Origin of the sequence: Streptomyces sp. NPDC007189, assembly GCF_040703635.1 — a bacterium.
In the GTDB taxonomy this organism is placed as follows: Bacteria; Actinomycetota; Actinomycetes; order Streptomycetales; family Streptomycetaceae; genus Streptomyces.
Genome location: NZ_JBEYEY010000007.1, coordinates 223,050 through 240,230, shown reverse-complemented (window position 1 = coordinate 240,230; position 17,181 = coordinate 223,050). Strand labels below are relative to the sequence as shown.

13 protein-coding genes and 1 tRNA gene are annotated in these 17,181 nt (G+C 72.9%); 8 read left to right on the top strand and 6 right to left on the bottom strand.

Annotated features, from left to right (window positions below; genetic code table 11):
• Nucleotides 1–24 precede the first annotated feature (24 nt).
• The 3 genes from AB0950_RS17185 to AB0950_RS17175 form a co-directional block, all read right to left on the bottom strand.
• Nucleotides 25–109 (bottom strand) — tRNA-Ser (locus AB0950_RS17185).
• A 173-nt stretch (nt 110–282) separates the two neighbouring features.
• Nucleotides 283–2,772: a SpoIIE family protein phosphatase gene (locus AB0950_RS17180; RefSeq protein ID WP_366778805.1), complete on the bottom strand. Its 2,490-nt coding sequence runs from the start codon at nt 2,770–2,772 to the stop codon at nt 283–285.
• A gap of 144 nt (nt 2,773–2,916) precedes the next feature.
• Nucleotides 2,917–4,404, bottom strand: coding sequence for a trypsin-like peptidase domain-containing protein (locus AB0950_RS17175; protein ID WP_360153467.1), 1,488 nt, complete (start codon nt 4,402–4,404; stop codon nt 2,917–2,919).
• Nucleotides 4,405–4,654: 250 nt separating this feature from the next.
• Between AB0950_RS17175 and AB0950_RS17170 the strand changes: the two genes are divergently transcribed.
• The 3 genes from AB0950_RS17170 (at nt 4,655) to AB0950_RS17160 (ending at nt 7,495) form a co-directional block, all read left to right on the top strand.
• Complete coding sequence (locus AB0950_RS17170) at nt 4,655–5,485, top strand: glycerophosphodiester phosphodiesterase (RefSeq protein ID WP_360153464.1); 831 nt, start codon at nt 4,655–4,657, stop codon at nt 5,483–5,485.
• Between the two features lie 181 nt (nt 5,486–5,666).
• Entirely contained in the window at nt 5,667–6,317 is a 651-nt protein-coding gene (locus AB0950_RS17165) for an ATP-binding protein (RefSeq protein WP_360153461.1), read from the top strand.
• Nucleotides 6,318–6,529: 212 nt separating this feature from the next.
• Nucleotides 6,530–7,495 carry a DUF5926 family protein gene (locus AB0950_RS17160; RefSeq protein WP_360571575.1) on the top strand — a complete coding sequence of 322 codons (966 nt, stop codon included), beginning with the start codon at nt 6,530–6,532 and terminating at the stop codon, nt 7,493–7,495.
• 239 nt (nt 7,496–7,734) lie between these two features.
• On the opposite strand, the gene AB0950_RS17155 is transcribed toward AB0950_RS17160, so the two are convergent.
• A complete protein-coding gene (locus tag AB0950_RS17155; protein ID WP_366778804.1) occupies nt 7,735–8,439 on the bottom strand; it encodes a hypothetical protein in 705 nt (234 codons plus the stop codon).
• 330 nt (nt 8,440–8,769) lie between these two features.
• A complete protein-coding gene (locus AB0950_RS17150) occupies nt 8,770–9,456 on the bottom strand; it encodes a bifunctional DNA primase/polymerase (RefSeq protein WP_360153452.1) in 687 nt (228 codons plus the stop codon).
• A 611-nt stretch (nt 9,457–10,067) separates the two neighbouring features.
• Between AB0950_RS17150 and AB0950_RS17145 the strand changes: the two genes are divergently transcribed.
• The 3 genes from AB0950_RS17145 to AB0950_RS17135 all read left to right on the top strand — a co-directional run bounded on the left by AB0950_RS17145 (nt 10,068) and on the right by AB0950_RS17135 (nt 14,568).
• On the top strand, nt 10,068–11,468 hold the full coding sequence (locus AB0950_RS17145) for a PP2C family protein-serine/threonine phosphatase (protein ID WP_360571577.1): 1,401 nt from the start codon (nt 10,068–10,070) through the stop codon (nt 11,466–11,468).
• A gap of 140 nt (nt 11,469–11,608) precedes the next feature.
• Entirely contained in the window at nt 11,609–13,093 is a 1,485-nt protein-coding gene (locus AB0950_RS17140; protein ID WP_366778803.1) for an aminopeptidase P family protein, read from the top strand.
• A gap of 110 nt (nt 13,094–13,203) precedes the next feature.
• Nucleotides 13,204–14,568, top strand: coding sequence for a PLP-dependent aminotransferase family protein (locus AB0950_RS17135; protein WP_360571581.1), 1,365 nt, complete (start codon nt 13,204–13,206; stop codon nt 14,566–14,568).
• 27 nt (nt 14,569–14,595) lie between these two features.
• Here the strand turns inward: AB0950_RS17135 and AB0950_RS17130 are convergent, their stop codons facing one another.
• The gene (locus tag AB0950_RS17130; protein WP_360153440.1) at nt 14,596–15,045 is read right to left on the bottom strand and encodes an ATP-binding protein; all 450 of its coding nucleotides are present in this window, start codon (nt 15,043–15,045) and stop codon (nt 14,596–14,598) included.
• 211 nt (nt 15,046–15,256) lie between these two features.
• Here AB0950_RS17130 and AB0950_RS17125 point away from each other — a divergent pair, with 211 nt between their 5' ends.
• The gene (locus AB0950_RS17125; protein WP_366778802.1) at nt 15,257–16,126 is read left to right on the top strand and encodes a hypothetical protein; all 870 of its coding nucleotides are present in this window, start codon (nt 15,257–15,259) and stop codon (nt 16,124–16,126) included.
• A 192-nt stretch (nt 16,127–16,318) separates the two neighbouring features.
• Entirely contained in the window at nt 16,319–17,080 is a 762-nt protein-coding gene (locus tag AB0950_RS17120; protein ID WP_360153434.1) for a YcnI family protein, read from the top strand.
• The last annotated feature ends 101 nt before the right edge of the window (nt 17,081–17,181 follow it).

Sequence of the window (17,181 nt, the reverse complement as noted above, 5' to 3'; positions counted from 1 at the left end):
GGAGGCGCCCCTTCACAACATCCGCGGTGGGTGTGGGATTTGAACCCACGGTGGCTTGCGCCACGACGGTTTTCAAGACCGTTCCCTTAGGCCGCTCGGGCAACCCACCTCGGCCCCGTCCCACCTGGGGCGGAGCGGCTACAGCCTACCGGCCTCCGGCCTCTTGCGGGGCTCCTGGCCCACACGGCGTCCGCTCGGTCCGGCCGGCGCCGTGGACTCCTTGGCCGGCGGGCTCCTCCGCTACCTGCCGTCGCTCGCCGGACTCGGCGGGCGGCTGAACTGTCAGGAGTCGAGCTCCAAAGCGTCGGTCAGGAGTTGTTCGGTCCACAGCGTCTTACCGTGCTGCGTGTAGCGACTTCCCCAGCGGTGGGAGAGCTGGGCGACGAGGAACAGTCCCCGGCCGCCCTCGTCCGTCAGCCGCGCCCGGCGCAGGCGCGGCTGTGTCTCATTGGTGTCGGACACTTCGCACGTCAGCACGGTGTCCAGGATGAGGCGCAGCCGAAACGGCCCATCGCCTCCGTAGCGGATGGCGTTGGTGACGAGCTCGCTGACGATCAGTTCGACACTGAACGCCAGCTGGTCCAGGTTCCATGCCTGAAGCCGGCCGTCCACGAACTTCCGCGTTTGGGCGACGACCGCGGGATCGGCGGGGAAGGTGAAGGAGGCGACCCTGTCCGAGGCAAGACGGCGGGTGCGGGCGACGAGGAAGGACACGTCCTCGTCCGGAGGGACAGGCAGAAGTTCATCGACCACCCGGCGGGCTGCGTCCGCAGCCGTGTCCTGCTGCTCGACGGCCGTCCGCAGCGTCCTGGCGAACCGGTGCCGACGCAGTCCCTCCTCGTCACCGGCGAGGAGGGAGCCGGTGAAGAAGGCGAGCAGGCTGCCCAGCGGCAGCTCGACGGTGACCGACTCGAACGGGTTCCTCCCTACGCCCAGTGCCGGTCCGGGCTTCAACCCGAGATCCCGCGCCTCCCCGCCCGGCAGGACCAGCAGCGGGACAGGGTGTCCGGCGCTGGCCATCTCACACCGGCCCTCGACGGCGTCGTACACGCAGTACAGGCAGGTGGCTCCGGTCGTCAGCGGGCCGGTGGGCACCACCGGCCGTACAAGTCGGACCGGCGATTCGGCGCCTTCCTCTCCCGCCTCCGCCTCCGCCTCCGCCTCCGCCTCGCTGAGCCTGACCGCCAGATCATCCAGATGGGTCAACAGCTCGCGGGGCGGGAGTTCCAGGTCTGCGAGCGTCTGCACAGCCGTGCGCAGACGGCCCATCGTCGCCGACGCCCCCAACCCGTGTCCGGCGACCTCCCCGACGACCATCGCCACCCGGGCCGAGGACAACGGAATCACGTCGAACCAGGTTCCGCCCATGCCCGCCGTCGTGGCGGCCGGCACGTACCGCCCGGCCGTCTGCACCGCGCTGGTCTCGCTGGCCGGCGGCGGCAGCAGACTGCGCTGAAGGGCTTCGACGGTGCGCTGCTCACGGGTGTAGCGGCGTGCGTTGTCCAGGCTCAGAGCGACTCGGTCGCCGATCACCCGGGCGAGTTCGGCGTCGGCCTGCCCGTACGGAGGCTGCCGACGGGTCCGCCACAGGGGCACGGCGCCCAGTGCATGTCCCCGTGCGGTCAACGGGACGACGAGGAAGGACGCCGCCGTGTCCGGCAACAGCAGTCGCGCATGGGCGGGGTCGTCGGCCAGCAGCTCCCGGAGCCGGCTCAGCTCCGCCTCGACAAGGGGGCGTCCGAGGTTCAGATTGTCGCTCTCGCGCTGTCGTAGCTGGAAGGTCGCGTCACGGGCGTACACCTCGGCCGGCCACTGCCCGTCATGGGCCGAGACGGCGACGCGCCGCAGAGGGACATCCGTCCGGAAGTCGCTGGGCTCCCCTCCCAGCAGGACGGCCTCCATCAGATCCACGGCGGCCAAGTCCGCGAACCCCTGGCTCACCAGACAGTCCGCCAGTTCCTCCGCGATACGGCGCATGTCCAGATTGCCACCGACGCGCTCCGCCACCGATTGGAGCAGACCCATCCGCTGCCGGGCCACGTACTGGTCCGTCACGTCGGTGATGATCACCGCCACCCCGATCGGGTGGGTGCCGGCGTCCTCGAGCCGAAAGGCCGACAGCGACACCGCCCGTTCAAGCTCGGGCGCGTCGCGACGCCGGGCCCGATGCACCCAGTCCACCAACGGCTCACCGGTGTCCGCCACGCGTCGCAGCTGGTCGTTCACCGCGGCGGCGTCCTCCGGCAGCACGACCTCCTCGATGCCCTGCCCCAGCGGATCGACTGCCGTCCCTACGGCCGACGGCGGGCCGAGAGACTCGGGTGTGAGGTTCAGCCGCGTCGTGGACAGATCGAGGTCATGGATCGCGAGGCCGACCTTCGTCTGTTGGAACAGCGCCCGTACCAGTGCGGTGTTCTCTTCGCGGCGCACCGCCACCAGGGCCGGAACGATCTCGATGAGACAGCCTCTTCCGTCCGTCCCCTGTGTACGGTGCGCCTCCCACCACACCCGCACCGTCGACCCGTCCTGGTGCCGCACGTCCGCCCAGCCGCTGCGGTCCCGCGGCGGAAGCGGGGCGGAAACCGTGTCCCAGCCGTCGAAGTCGATCCGCAGTTCACTTACGTGCCTGCCGCACACGTCCTCAGCCGGGCGGTCGGTCACCGTGCGGAGTCGTCCCTGGCACATCACCACGCGTCCGCCACCGTCGAGGAGCAGCACCACGCGGCCCCCGGACACCTGCTCCACGTCGAACAGGTCGGTGCGTCCGCTCACCGGACCTCCGTCCATCCGTTGGGCAGTCTCATGCTCAACGATAGGCACGAGGCGGCGAGGCCGCTGCTCAGCAGGCGTGGGGCCCCCGGTGCCGGGCCTCAGGGCCCGGGTGGGAGGCGCCCGTACGCGCGCGTGCCCGGCGTGTCAGTTGTCGCCGACGCGGGAGCCCAGGGTCAGTTGGGTGGTGTGCTCCTGGCCGCCGCGCTTGTAGGTGAGCGTGACCTTGTCGCCGGGCTTGTGGGTCCAGATCGCGCCGATCAGGGTGGGGCCGCTGTCGATCACCATGTCGTCCAGCTTGGTGATGACGTCACCGGGCTTGAGGCCCGCCTTGTCGGCCGGGCCGCCCGTCTCGACCGCGGAGGACCCCGCCGCGCCCTGGTCGGTGATCTTCGCGCCGTCGCTGGAGTCCTCCAGCGAGACGGAGGCGCCGATCTTGGCGTACACCGGCTTACCGGTCTTGATCAGTTCCTGGGCGACGTACTTGGCCTGGTTGATCGGGATGGCGAAGCCCAGGCCGATCGAGCCGGACTGGCCGGAGCCGAAGCCGCCGCTGCTGGTCGACTGGATCGCGGAGTTGATGCCGATGACCGCGCCGGAGGCGTCCAGCAGCGGGCCGCCGGAGTTGCCCGGGTTGATCGAGGCGTCGGTCTGCAGGGCGCTCATGTAGGACGCCTTGCTGGTGGCGCTGCCGTCACTGGAGGCCACCGGGCGGTTCTTGGCGCTGATGATGCCGGTCGTCACCGTGTTGGACAGGCCGAAGGGGGCGCCGATGGCGATCGTCTCGTCGCCGACGGCCACCTTGTCGGAGTCGCCGAGCGCCAGGGGCTTGAGGTCGGAGGGCGGGTTCTTCAGCTTGATGACCGCGACGTCGTAGCCCTGGGCGTGGCCGACGACCTGGGCGTCGTACTTGCGGCCGTTGGGGAACGTGGCCGTCAGCTTGCCGCCGTCGAGGGCGTCGGCGACGACGTGGTTGTTGGTGATGATGTGGCCCTGGGTGTCGAAGACGAAGCCCGTGCCGGTGCCGCCGTCGCCGTTGGTGCCCTCGGCCTCGATGGTGACCGTGCTGGGCAGCGCGTTGGCGGCCACGTGCGCGACCGTGCCGGGCGCGCGCTTGACCTGGGTGGCGCCGCTGTCGGAGGCGGAGACGGTGGTGGAGCCGTTGTTGTCGTTGTCCTTGGCCAGGGTGTAGCCGAGGCCGCCGCCCAGGCCGCCCGCGACCAGCGCGGCCACCAGGACCGCGGCGACCAGACCGCCGCGCCCGCTGCGCGGCTTGGGCGCGGGCTGCTGGTACGACGCTCCCCAGCCGCCGGCGCCGCCCGCACCGTCCGCGCCGAACCCACCGGGAGCGCCGGCCGGACCGGCGCCGTAGGCCTGGCCCTCGCCGTACGGCGGGTTGGCGGGCGGCGGGGGCGGCCAGGAGCCGTCAGGGGCCGAGCCGGGCGCGTGCGGGGCGGGGCCGCCCGGGTGGGGCCCGGTGGCGGTCGGAGCGTCGTGCGGTACGGGCGGGAGAGGCGCCGTCGGCTCGGTTCCCCCGGCGGTCGGGCTCTGCGAAGAGGCGGCGGGAGAGTCCACCGGCACGGGAGGTGCGGACGGGGCCTTGGGTACCTCGTTGCCCTCGTTCTCGGTGCTCACAGCTCTTCTCCTCGGTCCACGGCTGTTGTTCTCGGTCACGCTCGGCAGCTGTGCATGGTGCAGCGGTCGGCCTTCACTGTTCCATTTGTATGCAGTCAGCTTTTCCCACGGGCCGTCAGAGCACCATAAGCGGTTGCTGTGGGTCCATGGCTATTCTTTACATGGGGCTTTTTCCGCAAAAGTTACATATACGGCCACTCGGCGCGCCCGAGCCGCCCCACGCGCCCCCGGACGGTGGCACCATGACGCGGTGACCCACGCATCACTGCGCTCCATCCAGGTGGTCGCTCACCGGGGCGCCTCCGAAGACGCGCCCGAGCACACCCTGGCCGCCTACAAGAAGGCCATCGAGGACGGCGCCGACGCCCTCGAGTGCGACGTACGGCTGACCGCCGACGGCCATCTGGTCTGCGTCCACGACCGGCGGGTGAACCGTACCTCCAACGGCCGCGGCGCCGTCTCCGCCCTGGAGCTGGCCGATCTCGCCGCCCTGGACTTCGGCTCCTGGAAGACGCGCGACAGCTGGCGCGGACGCGACGAGGAGCCGGACTGGGTGACCCGGCCGGAGGACCCGGCGGACACCTCCGTCCTCACCCTGGAGCGGCTGCTCGAGCTGGTCGCGGACGCCGGACGGCGCGTCGAGCTGGCCATCGAGACCAAGCACCCCACGCGCTGGGCCGGCCAGGTCGAGGAGCGGCTGCTGACGCTGCTGAAGCGGTTCGGGCTGGACGCCCCGGCCTCCGCCGCCGAGTCCCAGGTGCGGATCATGAGCTTCTCCGCACGTTCGCTGCACCGCGTGCGGGCCGCGGCGCCGACGCTGCCGACGGTCTATCTCGTGCAGTTCCTCACCCCGCGGCTGCGCGACGGCCGGCTGCCCGCGGGGGTCCGGATCGCGGGGCCCTCGATCCGCATCCTGCGCAACCACCCCGCCTATGTGGAACGGCTGAAAAGCGCCGGTCACCAGGTGCACGTGTGGACCGTGAACAACCCCGAGGACGTCGATCTGTGCGTCCGGCTCGGCATCGACGCCATCATCACCAACCGCCCGCGCGCGGTACTGGGACAGCTGGGGCGCCTGTGACCCGGCCGTGTGATCTCAAGAGGGCGGTAAAGAAGCCGTGCGCAGCCCTTGACCCGGCTGTGCGGCTGCTGAATCCTCCACTTCGGCCACACCACTGAAATCCAGCCATACGACGACCAGAGGAAAGGCCTCCGTCACAGGGAGTGCTCCGGCGCGTTCGCTCCGTACAGGACCGTGTCGAATGCGTCACCGGAAGGGGATTGGCCGGTTTCCGGTACAGGCCAATGGGGCATCCACACCGTGGCGTGGGGCAAAGGAGGTCTCGGGGGTGGCGTTGGTGGTGGCACAGGAGGTGCCCACGTCGTCGAGCATGGCCGTTCCCCATGGCCCTGCGGGCGTGGGGATGGCGAGGCGCCGGATGCGTTCGCAGTTGCGCAGCGGGGGCGTGTCCGAATCGGTCGTCGACGACGCCGTACTCATCCTTTCCGAGCTGCTGAGCAACGCCTGCAAGCACGGGCGGCCCCTGGGCGACGCGATGGCCGGCGACGGCGACGTGCGCGCCGCGTGGCGGATCGACGCGCGCGGCCGGCTCGTCGTCGAGGTGACGGACGGCGGCGGCCCCACCCGCCCGGCGCCGGCCACGCCGTCGGTGACCGCGCACGGCGGCCGGGGGCTGAACATCATCACCGCGCTCGCCGACGACTGGGGCGTCCGCGACGACGTGCACGGCGAGGTGACGGTCTGGGTCGTCGTCCACGAGGACGTCCACGATCCCGACGCGCGGTGCCGGCGGAACGGTTTCCCCGCCCGCGTCACCTCCCCCGCGCTCCCGGACATGTCCGGCCTCGACTTCGCGGACGCCTTCGAGGAACTGGACCGGCCCGCGGGCTGAGGGACACGGCGGTGACCGGACCGGCCACAGGCCGAGGGGTACGGCGGTGACCGGGCGGGGGCCGGATGCGGGCCGAACGGGGGCGGAATTTTCCACAGGTTCACACCGACGGAGTCGAGCGGGCGTGCGTTGTCCACAGGTTCCCGACGGTCAAGGCCTGAACGGCTAGGCTCCCGCCCGTACAGGAAAAGCCGTAACCGGGAGACCCCACGATGGCCAAGAAGCGACCCCAGACGAAGGCCGAGCGGCCGCAGCTCAGCGATGCGGAGATCCCGGTGGTCGGCGCCCGCGAGCCCTGCCCCTGCGGCAGTGGCCGGCGCTACAAGGCGTGCCACGGCCGGGCCGCGGCGCACGCGGTCACCGAGCTGGTGCATCGCCCGTTCGAGGGCCTGCCCGGTGAGTGCGACTGGGTGGCGCTGCGCGAGCTGGTGCCGGCCGCCACGGCCGAGCTGACCTTGAAGGACGGCCTGCCCGCGGACGTCCCCTCGGTCACGCTCGCCACCGTGCTGCCGATGGCCTGGCCCGCGCTGCGCCGCGACGACGGCTCGGTCCTGCTCGGCCTGCAGAACGACACGGCGTCCGGCGACCTCAGCCGCGACCTCGCCGACACCCTCCAGCGCGCCCTGAAGGCCGCGCCCGGCACCCCCGTGCAGGGCCGCCGCGCCCCGGCCGACGGTCCGCGGCTGCAGGATGTGCTCGACCTCTCCGCGCCGCTCGAGCCGGTCGTGCACAGCGGCTTCGAGTTCTGGGTGCCGGACGCGGAGAACGCCACGCCCGAGGTGACCGCCTCCCTGGAGCGGGCCAACGCCGCCGCCATCCCGACGGCGAGGCTGACGGGCGTGGACGCCGCGTACTGGTGCGAGACCCCGGAGAAGAACCACCTGCGCTGGGTGATGCCGCATCCGGAGGAGCAGCTTCTGGACGCTCTCGCCCGGCTGCACGCGGCGGGCCGTTCCCACCTGGGCGAGGGCACCCGGCTGGTGGGCTCCTTCCGTGCGCACGGCGTCATCGTGCCGGTCTGGGACCTGCCGAGCGGGGTCACGGCGGACGACGTGGAGAAGCCGGCCACCGAGTTCGCCGAGCGCCTCGCCGCCGCCCTGGCCGTCACCGAGCCGCTCACGGTCGACGAGCGCAAGGCCCGCGGCGGACTCACCAACCGGCAGGTCACGCTCAGCTGACGCCGCGGCGCGCGCCCGGCGGCTGAACGGCCGGCGAGGCGCGCGCGGCGCCGCAACGGGTGAATCCCGTCACAACTCCCCTTGGTGACAGGGAAATCGGTGGCCGAATGACCGACGCGGAATTTGCGAACCGCCGATCTCTTGTTACCGTTCCAGTAGCCCGGTTGCTGGTGCATCCCCCGTCGCCAGCAACCGGGTCTTTCCATGTCCGCGCCCGGTGTACGGCGCGTCGCCGAACGTCAACTCACTTGTGTTGCACCGGAGTTGCCGTCTTCGTCGGCCGCGTTGCTGCCCGAGCGCAGCAGCAGCGCGCCGTCCTTGCCGTGCGCGGAGAACTCGGTGACGGCCGTGTAGCCGTCCATGCCGCCCCGGCTGCGCTCGCGCGGTGTCTCGCAGGTGGCGGGCTCGTCGTCGGCGCTCGTGACACAGCGCGTCTGCACGCTGTCGTCGCCCGGCCCCATGAGGCTGAGCGAGGAGTCCAGCGACTCGCCGGTGGAGTTGCGGTAGTAGGTGCGGGCCCAGGTGTCGGCGCCACGGGTCAGCACACAGGTCTGCGCCTCGATGCCGTCGGGTGAGGTGAGCTGGGGGCCGCAGCGCGCGGCGGTGTCCACTCCGGTCCCGAGCGGCCCGGAGCCGCGGCCGTGCGAGGGCGCCTGGGCGTCCCCGGCACCCCGGGAGTCGACGGCGCCCTCCGATCCGGCGGCGCTCCCGGACCCGGTGTCACGGTCGGAACCGGTGCCGCCGTCGCTTCCGGAAACGCCGGACCGCCCCGACGCCCGTACGGCGTCCCCCGCCCCGTCTCCCGTCTTGCCGTCCATCGCCTGCCGGGCCGCCTTGCCCACCGGGCCCGCGGAGGCCACGGCCAGCGGCAGCACCACCGCGGCCGTCACGGCGGCCGCGAGCGCGATCAGCCGCAGCTTCCGGGGATCCCGCCCGCGCGACAACGCCGACCACCACACCGACGACCATGGCGCCGACGGCGGCACCGCCGCCGCCCGCAGCCCTGTGGCCCGCAGCCCTGTGGCGCGCGCCGCGTGCCGCGGCGCCCGGCGACCGTGCCGGCCGGGGGCCCGATGGCCGCGACCGCGGAGAGGCTCCTCGGGTCCCCCGCACCCGCTCCCCGGGGAAGTCCACCGGGGGAACCCGTGGCCGTACCTCCCAGAAGGGCTCCCGGACTTCCGACGGCCGTGTCCCCCGCGTCCCCCAGACATTCGCAGCATGTGCGGAAGATAACGAGCGGGCGGGGCCGGCCCGCCCCGCCCGCGCCGACACCCCTACAACTCGGGCGCGCTCACACCCGTACGAGTGAGGGCGTCGACCACGGCGTCCACCACGGCCTCCACGTCGGGCACCCAGGGCGCGGCCGAGCCGGGCAGCGGGGCCCGCTCCCAGCGGACGGCGCCCTGTCCGGTCTCGGAGGGGGGCAGGGCGAGGTAGCCGCCCTCACCGTGGAAGCGCAGGGAGCCGGGGACGAAGTCCTTGGCGTAGAGCAGTTCGCCCAACTGCTCCATGGAGTAGGGCCGTACGAGCACGGCCCAGCGGGCCGGGGAGGCGATCACCGGGCCGAGGCGCATGCCGCGCCGGGCGAGCAGGGCGAGCGCGCGGGAGGCGGCGAGCGCCGGCAGGCTGACCGCGCAGGGCGCCTTGCCCCCGGTGGCCAGGATGATCGGCGCGCTCGGCCGGTTGGTCCACCACCAGCGCACCATGCGGGCGTCCGTCGTGGCCGCGAGGAGGCCGGGATCGAAGGGGTGCGCACCGGGCACCGTGCACTCGGGGTCGGGGCAGCCGCACCGTGCCCGGCCCTGCGGGTCCGGGGCCACGCCCGGGAGCACGGGCCACTGCCACTCGGTCGCGAAGGTGAGGGCCGCGCCGATCAGCTCGGCCTTCCCGTCGTTCCGTCCGGGCTTCCCGTCGTTCCGCCTGGACAGGAGCCTGCGTCGCCTTCCGAGGATCTCGCGCATGAGCGCTCGTTCCTTTCCGTTGCACCGCTGGCAACACCGTGGTCCACATCACATCATGTGTCGATCACTTCACTGTGCGTACCTGTTGGCGCATCACACCCCTGCGCACGACAGGGGGAAACCCCAAAGGGTCGAGCATGGGCCGCGTCCGCCTCCGTGGGCGTCTATTGCAAGCACGGTTGCGGCGCGGGGGTGGCGAAGTATGGCGTTTTGCCGTCGCGCGTGGTTCTCTCCGCCTCCGCCAGGGAGGATGGGGCTCGGCCGTCGGTGGCTATGACGCCCGGGTCCGTCGCCAGGTTCCGGGTGGCCCCCAACCACCCCTGGCCTTCTCCGAGTACGTACCCATCACGACCGCTGTGACGCTCCGTGGAGCAAGGCCAGTCGACCGCAATGGACCGATACCTGGTGCAGTTTTCAGCCAACTTGGCAGTAAGGCAAGGGGTTCGAGGAGAAACCTCGTCCGGCTCACGGACACCAGGAATCCCCGCAGGACAATGCTGGACATCCCCTCACGAGTGCGTGTACATGTGGAGACACTGCTAGCGGCGCAGAATGACATGGGGGTTTGCGATGCTTTTCAGCAATACGCACCGGTCTGAAGGCCGGACGCCATGAACGCCCCGCACCCTCCGAAAGTGGCTGGAATCGATCCAGCGGTTCCCACGCCCGCACACACTGTCGCGCCCATGTCCCCCGCCGCCGGCCCCGGTCCCTCCCCCGACCCCTCGCTCGTCCCGGCCCCGAACACCCCCGCCCCCGGCGCCCTCCTGCAGGACCGGCTGGCCGGCTGGGTCTCCGACCTCACCACCCTCCACGAACTCACCGAGCGCCTGTCCCGCACGAACGCCCTGGACCCGGCCCTCCACGAGCTGCTGCGCGCCGGATCCGCCCTGGTCGGCGCCCGCCGCGGCCTCGTCGTCCTGGAGCCCGGCGACGGACTCGGCCCCCGCACCACCCTCGGCCTGGGCCTGGGCCGCGCCGATCTCGGCCACATCGAGACCGTCCCGCGCCGTGCGCTGCCGTACGACACCGGCGCGGCCTGCGAGGTCCTCCACCCCGATCTGCGCGCCGAGGACGGCCTCGACCCCCGGCACCGGGAGGTGGCCGCCCGCCTCGGCTACGCCGCCAGCTACGCCCTGCCTCTCACCAGCGACGCCGCGGGCCGCCTGGGCTCCGCCGTCTGGCTGTACGACGAGCCGGCCGAGCCCAACGAGCGGCAGCGCCACCTCGCCGGCCTGTACGTCCGGCACGCCACCGAGCACCTCGCCCGGCTGGTGGAGGTGGAGCGCACGCGCGCGTGCGTGGCGACCATCACCGAGGAGCTGCTGCCCACCCGGCTGCCCCGCGTGCCCGGCGTCCAGCTCGCCGCCCGGCACCGCACCGGGCCGCGCGGCGGCGGCGACTGGTACGACGCGCTGCCGCTGCCGGACGCCGCGCTCGGCCTCTCCGTGGGCTCGGTCACCGGCTCGGGCCCGAGCGCCGTGGCCGCGATGGGCCGGCTGCGCGCCTCCCTGCGGGCGTACGCCGTGATGGAGGGCGAGGACCCGGTCGCCGTCCTGTCCGACCTGGAGCTGCTGCTGCGGCTGACCGAGCCCGCCCGCTCGGCCACCGCGCTGTTCGCCTACTGCGAGCCGGCCCTGCGCAAGGTCACGCTGGCCGGCGCCGGGCACAGTCCGCCGCTGCTGATCGGCGAGCGGCGCACCGAGTTCGCCGAGACCTCCGTCTCCGCGCCGCTCGGCATGCTCGCCTGCTGGGAGGCGCCCAGCGTGGAGGTCCAGGCCGAGGCAGGGGAGACGGTGCTGCTCTACACCGACGGGCTGCTGCACCGTACCGGCGAGGCCATGGACCGCGCGTTCGCCCGGCTGCACACGGCCGCCGCGAGCGTCCCGCGCCCGCTGCGCCGGGATCCCGCCGCCGTCGCCGACCACGTCCTGCGCACGGTCCTGCCGGACGGGCTGGACGCGGCCGACAGCGAGGAGGACGTGGTGCTGCTGGCGGCCCGCTTCGACTGAGCGCCCGGCCTGCGTCAGGGGGCGCAGCAGGGCGTCCGGCCGCCCCGGTACGACCGTACGATGATGGAGGTCCCCGCTCGGCCACAAGCAGGAGCGTCGCGGGCCCGGGGGAGATCAGATGGCGTATCGAGGAGGATCACGTGTCCGACGAGCTCAACCCGGCTGTGCCCGACTCCGCTACCGCGGAGGGCCCGGAGACCGAGGCCGAGGAGACCGTCAAGCAGCGCAAGAACGGCTTGTACCCGGGCGTCTCCGACGAGCTGGCCGAGAACATGAAGTCCGGCTGGGCCGACACGGAGCTGCGTGACCTGGAGCCGATCCCGCAGGCCGCCGAGACCGCCCGCCGCCGCGCCGCGCTCTCCGCCCGCTTCCCCGGCGAGCGTCTGGTCATTCCCGCGGGCAACCTGAAGACCCGCTCGAACGATACCGAGTACCCCTTCCGCTCCTCCGTCGAGTACGCGTACCTCACCGGCAACCAGACCGAGGACGGCGTCCTGGTCCTGGAGCCCAAGGACGACGGCCACGAGGAGACGATCTACCTCCTGCCCCGCTCCGACCGCGAGAACGGCGAGTTCTGGCTCTCCGGCCAGGGCGAGCTGTGGGTCGGCCGCCGCCACTCCCTCGCCGAGTCCGAGGTGCTGTACGCCATCAGGGCCGCCGATGTGCGGGAGCTGGCGGACAAGCTGCGCGAGGCCACCGGCCCGGTCCGGGTGGTGCGCGGCTACGACGCCGGCATCGAGGCCGCGCTGACCGACAAGGTCACCGCCGAGCGCGACGAGGAACTGCGCGTCTTCCTCTCCGAGATGCGGCTGGTCAAGGACGCGTTCGAGATCGGCGAGCTGCAGAAGGCCGTCGACTCCACGGTCCGCGGCTTCGAGGACGTCGTGAAGGTCCTCGACAAGGCCGAGGCGACGAGTGAGCGCTACATCGAGGGCACGTTCTTCCTCCGCGCGCGCGTGGAGGGCAACGACGTCGGCTACGGCTCCATCTGCGCGGCCGGCCCGCACGCCTGCACCCTGCACTGGGTCCGCAACGACGGCCCGGTCCGCTCCGGCGACCTGCTCCTGCTGGACGCGGGCGTGGAGACCCACACCCTGTACACCGCCGACGTCACGCGCACGCTGCCGGTCAGCGGCACGTACAGCGAGGTCCAGAAGAAGATCTACGACGCCGTGTACGAGGCCCAGGAGGCCGGTATCGCGGCCGTGAAGCCGGGCGCCAAGTACCGCGACTTCCACGACGCCGCCCAGCGTGTGCTGGCCGAGAAGCTCGTCGAGTGGGGCCTGGTCGAGGGCCCGGTGGAGCGCGTCCTGGAGCTGGGCCTGCAGCGCCGCTGGACCCTGCACGGCACCGGCCACATGCTCGGCATGGACGTCCACGACTGCGCCGCCGCGCGCACCGAGACGTACGTGGACGGCACGCTGGAGCCGGGCATGGTGCTCACCGTCGAGCCGGGCCTGTACTTCCAGGCCGACGACCTGACCGTGCCGGAGGAGTACCGCGGCATCGGCGTCCGGATCGAGGACGACATCCTCGTCACCGAGGACGGCAACCGAAACCTTTCGGCCGGTCTGCCGCGCCGCTCCGACGAGGTCGAGGCCTGGATGGCGGCGCTGAAGGGCTGAGTCGGACACTGATGGCCGGGCACCCGGGACCGTGCCCGGCCATCGGCGTGTGCCGACAGCGTGAGGAATGCACGCACCGAAGGATTCACGTACCTAGGGGGAGGGTGTTCGTGGACGACTTCTGGACCGGTGTGGGCGTGGACCTGCACCTCGAACCAGACGCGGCGGACGGCCGCCGCAGCGGGCTGGAGCGGGCCCTCAGGGACGCCATCCGGGACGGCCGGCTCGCGCCCGGGACCCGGCTGCCCGCCACCCGGCGGCTCGCCGCCGACCTCGGTCTCTCCCGGGGCACGACGAAGGCGGCGTACGACCAGCTGGTGGCGGAAGGGTATCTGACGGCCCGTCAGGGATCGGGCACCCGGGTCGCCCCGCTGCCGCCCTCGCCGGACGCCGGCACCCCGCAGGTCCACGCACGCACGCGTGCCCCGCGTTTCGATCTGCGCCCGGGCAGCCCGGACGTCGGCGCGTTCCCGGCGGCGGCCTGGCTGCGCGCGCTGCGCCGGGCCATCGCGACGGCGCCCTCGCTGGCGTACGACTACGGCGACCCGCGCGGTCGCATCGAACTGCGCACGGCCCTGTCGGGCTACCTGGGCCGGGCCCGTGGGGTCCTGGCGCCCCCGGAGCGGATCGTCGTCACCTCCGGGTACGTCCAGGGCCTCGCCCTGCTCACGCGCGTGCTGGACGGCGCCGCCGTCGCCATGGAGGACCCCGGGCTGCCGTTCCACCGGGAGGTCGTGCGGCGCAACGGCGGAACGGTCCTGCCGGTGCCGGTGGACGCGCGCGGGGTGCGCCCCGAGGAGCTGGGCGAGGCCGCGGCCGTGGTGGTCACCCCGGCGCACCAGTACCCGACCGGGGTGACCCTGCACCCGGAGCGGCGGCGGGCGCTCGGCGACTGGGCACGCGCACGTGGCGGGCTGATCGTCGAGGACGACTACGACGGGGAGTTCCGCTACGACCGACAGCCGGTCGGCGCGCTCCAGGGCATGGCACCGGGCCAGGTGGTCTATCTGGGCACCGCCTCCAAGACCCTCGGCCCCGCGCTCCGCCTCGGCTGGATGGTGCTGCCGGCCCACCTGGTCGACGCGGTCGCCGACGCCAAGCTGCACAGCGACCACCACACCGAGACCATCGGCCAGCTGGCGCTCGCCGAACTGATCGACAGCCATGCCTACGACCGGCATGTGCGCGCGTGCCGGCTGCGCTACCGGCGCCGCCGGGACCAGCTGCTGGACCGGCTGGGCGCGGGCCGGAGCGTGCACGGGATCGCGGCGGGGCTGCACGCGCTGATCGACGTGTCCGACGAGGCGGAGGTGCTGGCACGGGCGGAGGCGGAAGGGCTCGCCCTCGGCGCCCTGGGCACCCACTGGCACGGCCCCGCCGAGAACCGCCCGCAGGGCCTGGTCGTCGGCTACGGCACTCCGCGGGAGCGGGTGTATCCGGAGGCGCTGGAGGTGCTGGCGAAGGTGCTGGCGTGACGAATGTGCTGGGGTGACGAAGCCGCCTCAGGAGGCCGTCAGCAGTGAGGGGTCCTTGGTCCACTTGAGGATCTTGTCGAAGCTGACCACGGTGCCGCCCCGGCCGGGCTTGGCGCCGATGTGCACGTGATCGGCGAGTTCCCTGATGAGACAGAGCCCGCGGCCGTGCTCGGCGTCGGGGCGGGCGGGCCGGATCTCCTGGGTGCGCGGGAACCCCGGCCCGGAGTCGGTCACTTCGATCCGGCACTTCTCTCCGTCGAGGTACGCCGTCACCCGGTACGCCTCCGAGGAGCCGCCGTACGCCGTGCCCCCGCCGTGCTCGACGGCGTTCGCGCAGGCCTCGGTGAGGGCGACGGACAGGTCGTAGGAGATCTCGGGGTCGACCCCCGCCGTCTCCATGGTGCCGATCAGCAGGCGCCGGGCGAGCGGCACGCTCGCGGCCTCGCGGCGCAGATGGAGTGACCACCAGATGCTCATGCTCCAGCCTCCTGGCCGCGGCTCGACATACCGATACGTATTGCCGCCCGTAGGCGGACGTAAGCACACCGTCGACGTGACTCCGCCCATATGGCCGATGCGCCGAGGGAGGAATCGGTGTATGAGGGGACGTTCCCCCACCCCGCCGAACGCCGCGTAACCGCGCCCTGCCGCACGACGTCCTCCGGCCCGGTGCGATGATGAGGCCGCCATGACTGCCCCCGACCCGCGCACGGCGCCTCCCGGAGCCGGGCTGAGGATCCTGCGGGCCGCGGTGTTCGCCGCGGTCTGCGTCGTGCTGGCCGCGTGCGGGCACACCCTCGCCTCCTGCGCGAGCGTGCCGCTGTGGACGCTGGGCGCGGGCTTCGTGGGGTGTTTGCTGCTCGTGGTGCCGCTCGCCGGGCGGACCCGCTCGCTGCCGGGCATCGCCGCGCTCCTCGCACTCGGCCAGACCGCGCTGCACACGCTGTTCGGGCTGGGCCAGCACGGGACGGCCATGGCATCCGGCGGCCCGGCGAGTGCCCTGACGAGCGGCACGGCGACGGGGGCGGCGGGCGCCCGCGGCTCCGCGCTGAGTGACACCGCGCTGGTCGAGCAGGCCGCGCGGCTCCTGTGCGGGGCCCACCCGTCGGCCCTCACCCCCGGGCACGCCTTCCATCTGCTGCTCGCCGCCCGTCTCATCGACCGCTCGGGCCGGCCCGCGGCCGCCATGGGCGCCATGCACCACGCCTCCGACGCCACCGGCTCCTCCAGCGCGCTGCTGCCCTCGCTGCCGATGCTGCTCGGCCACGTGCTCGCGGCCTTCGCCGCGGGCTGGCTGCTGCGCCGCGGCGACCTGGCGCTGCTGCGGCTGATCGAGCTGTCGGCGCACGGAGTCGCGGAGGGAGCGCTCGTACGATCCCTGCGCGCGGCGCTCGCGCTGGCGTGCGCCCTGTGCGCCGGGCTGCTGCCCGCCTCCGCGCCCCTCCCGCGCGGCCGTCGTACCGCCCGGGACGCGGCGCCCGACCCGCACACCACGGCACTCCAGCACACGGTGATCCGGCGCGGCCCGCCCGCCGCCGGCTTCCGTCTCGCCGCCTGACGCGACGCGCGCCGCCACTCCACCGATCCGGCACACCGAGCCGGCAGGGAGGGCTGCCGCCGTCGCGCGGCACGCGCGCGTGCGTGCACCCGCCGAACGGCACGGCCACGCACGCGTACCTCTCGTCACCGGAACTCGCGAACTCGCAGAACTCGCGAACTCGCGGAACTCTCAGAGTGGAGTGCTCCTGCCATGCAGGTTTCTCGTATCGCCCCCCGCCGCGCCGTCTCCCGGCGCGCCCTGTCCCGTGTCGCCGCCGCCGGCGCCGTCGCGGGCACGGCCGTACTGGCGCTGTCCGTCCCCGCCTTCGCGCACGTCACCGTGCAGCCGGAGGGCGCCGCGGCCAAGGGTGGCTACGCCGTCGTCGACTTCAAGGTCCCCAACGAGCGCGACACCGCCTCGACCACCAAGGTCGAGGTCGCCTTCCCGGCCGACCACCCGCTCGCCTCGGTCATGCCCGAGCCCGTCGCCGGCTGGGACGTGAAGGTCACCAAGGCCAAGCTGGACAAGCCGCTGACCCTGCACGGCGAGAAGATCGACCAGGCCGTCACCAAGGTCACCTGGACCGCCTCCGACGGCAAGGGCATCCGGCCCGGCTACTTCCAGAAGTTCCCGCTCTCCGTCGGCGCGCTGCCCGAGAACGCCGACCAGCTGGTCTTCAAGGCGATCCAGACGTACTCCAACAAGGAGGTCGTGCGCTGGATCGAGGTGCCGCAGGCCGGCCAGGACGAGCCGGAGAACCCGGCGCCGGTGCTGCAGCTGTCCGCCGCGGCCGACGACCACCACGGCACGGCGGCCGCCCAGGACACCTCCGACAAGACCGAGAACACGGCCGCCGCCACCGACTCCCACGACACCGACACCACCGCGCGCGTGCTCGCCGTGGCCGGCATCGTCGTCGGCGTCGCGGGCGTCGCCTACGGCGTCCTCGCCGGCCGCCGCCGGACCGTCTGAGCCGTTTCCGGACCGCGCCCGGGGGCCGTACGGCGCGTGCGACGCTGTCCTGGCCGTCGTACGACCCCCGGTGCGCGCCGGAGTACTCACATCTGGGACAT

What these genes read in the sequence shown, in the direction of transcription:
- AB0950_RS17165 (WP_360153461.1), top strand. Translation starts at nt 5,667, where the DNA reads ATGCGTCACCGGAAGGGGATTGGCCGGTTTCCGGTACAGGCCAATGGG.
- AB0950_RS17160 (WP_360571575.1), top strand. Translation starts at nt 6,530, where the DNA reads ATGGCCAAGAAGCGACCCCAGACGAAGGCCGAGCGGCCGCAGCTCAGC.
- AB0950_RS17150 (WP_360153452.1), bottom strand. Translation starts at nt 9,456, where the DNA reads ATGCGCGAGATCCTCGGAAGGCGACGCAGGCTCCTGTCCAGGCGGAAC.
- AB0950_RS17145 (WP_360571577.1), top strand. Translation starts at nt 10,068, where the DNA reads ATGAACGCCCCGCACCCTCCGAAAGTGGCTGGAATCGATCCAGCGGTT.
- AB0950_RS17130 (WP_360153440.1), bottom strand. Translation starts at nt 15,045, where the DNA reads ATGAGCATCTGGTGGTCACTCCATCTGCGCCGCGAGGCCGCGAGCGTG.
- AB0950_RS17125 (WP_366778802.1), top strand. Translation starts at nt 15,257, where the DNA reads ATGACTGCCCCCGACCCGCGCACGGCGCCTCCCGGAGCCGGGCTGAGG.
- AB0950_RS17120 (WP_360153434.1), top strand. Translation starts at nt 16,319, where the DNA reads ATGCAGGTTTCTCGTATCGCCCCCCGCCGCGCCGTCTCCCGGCGCGCC.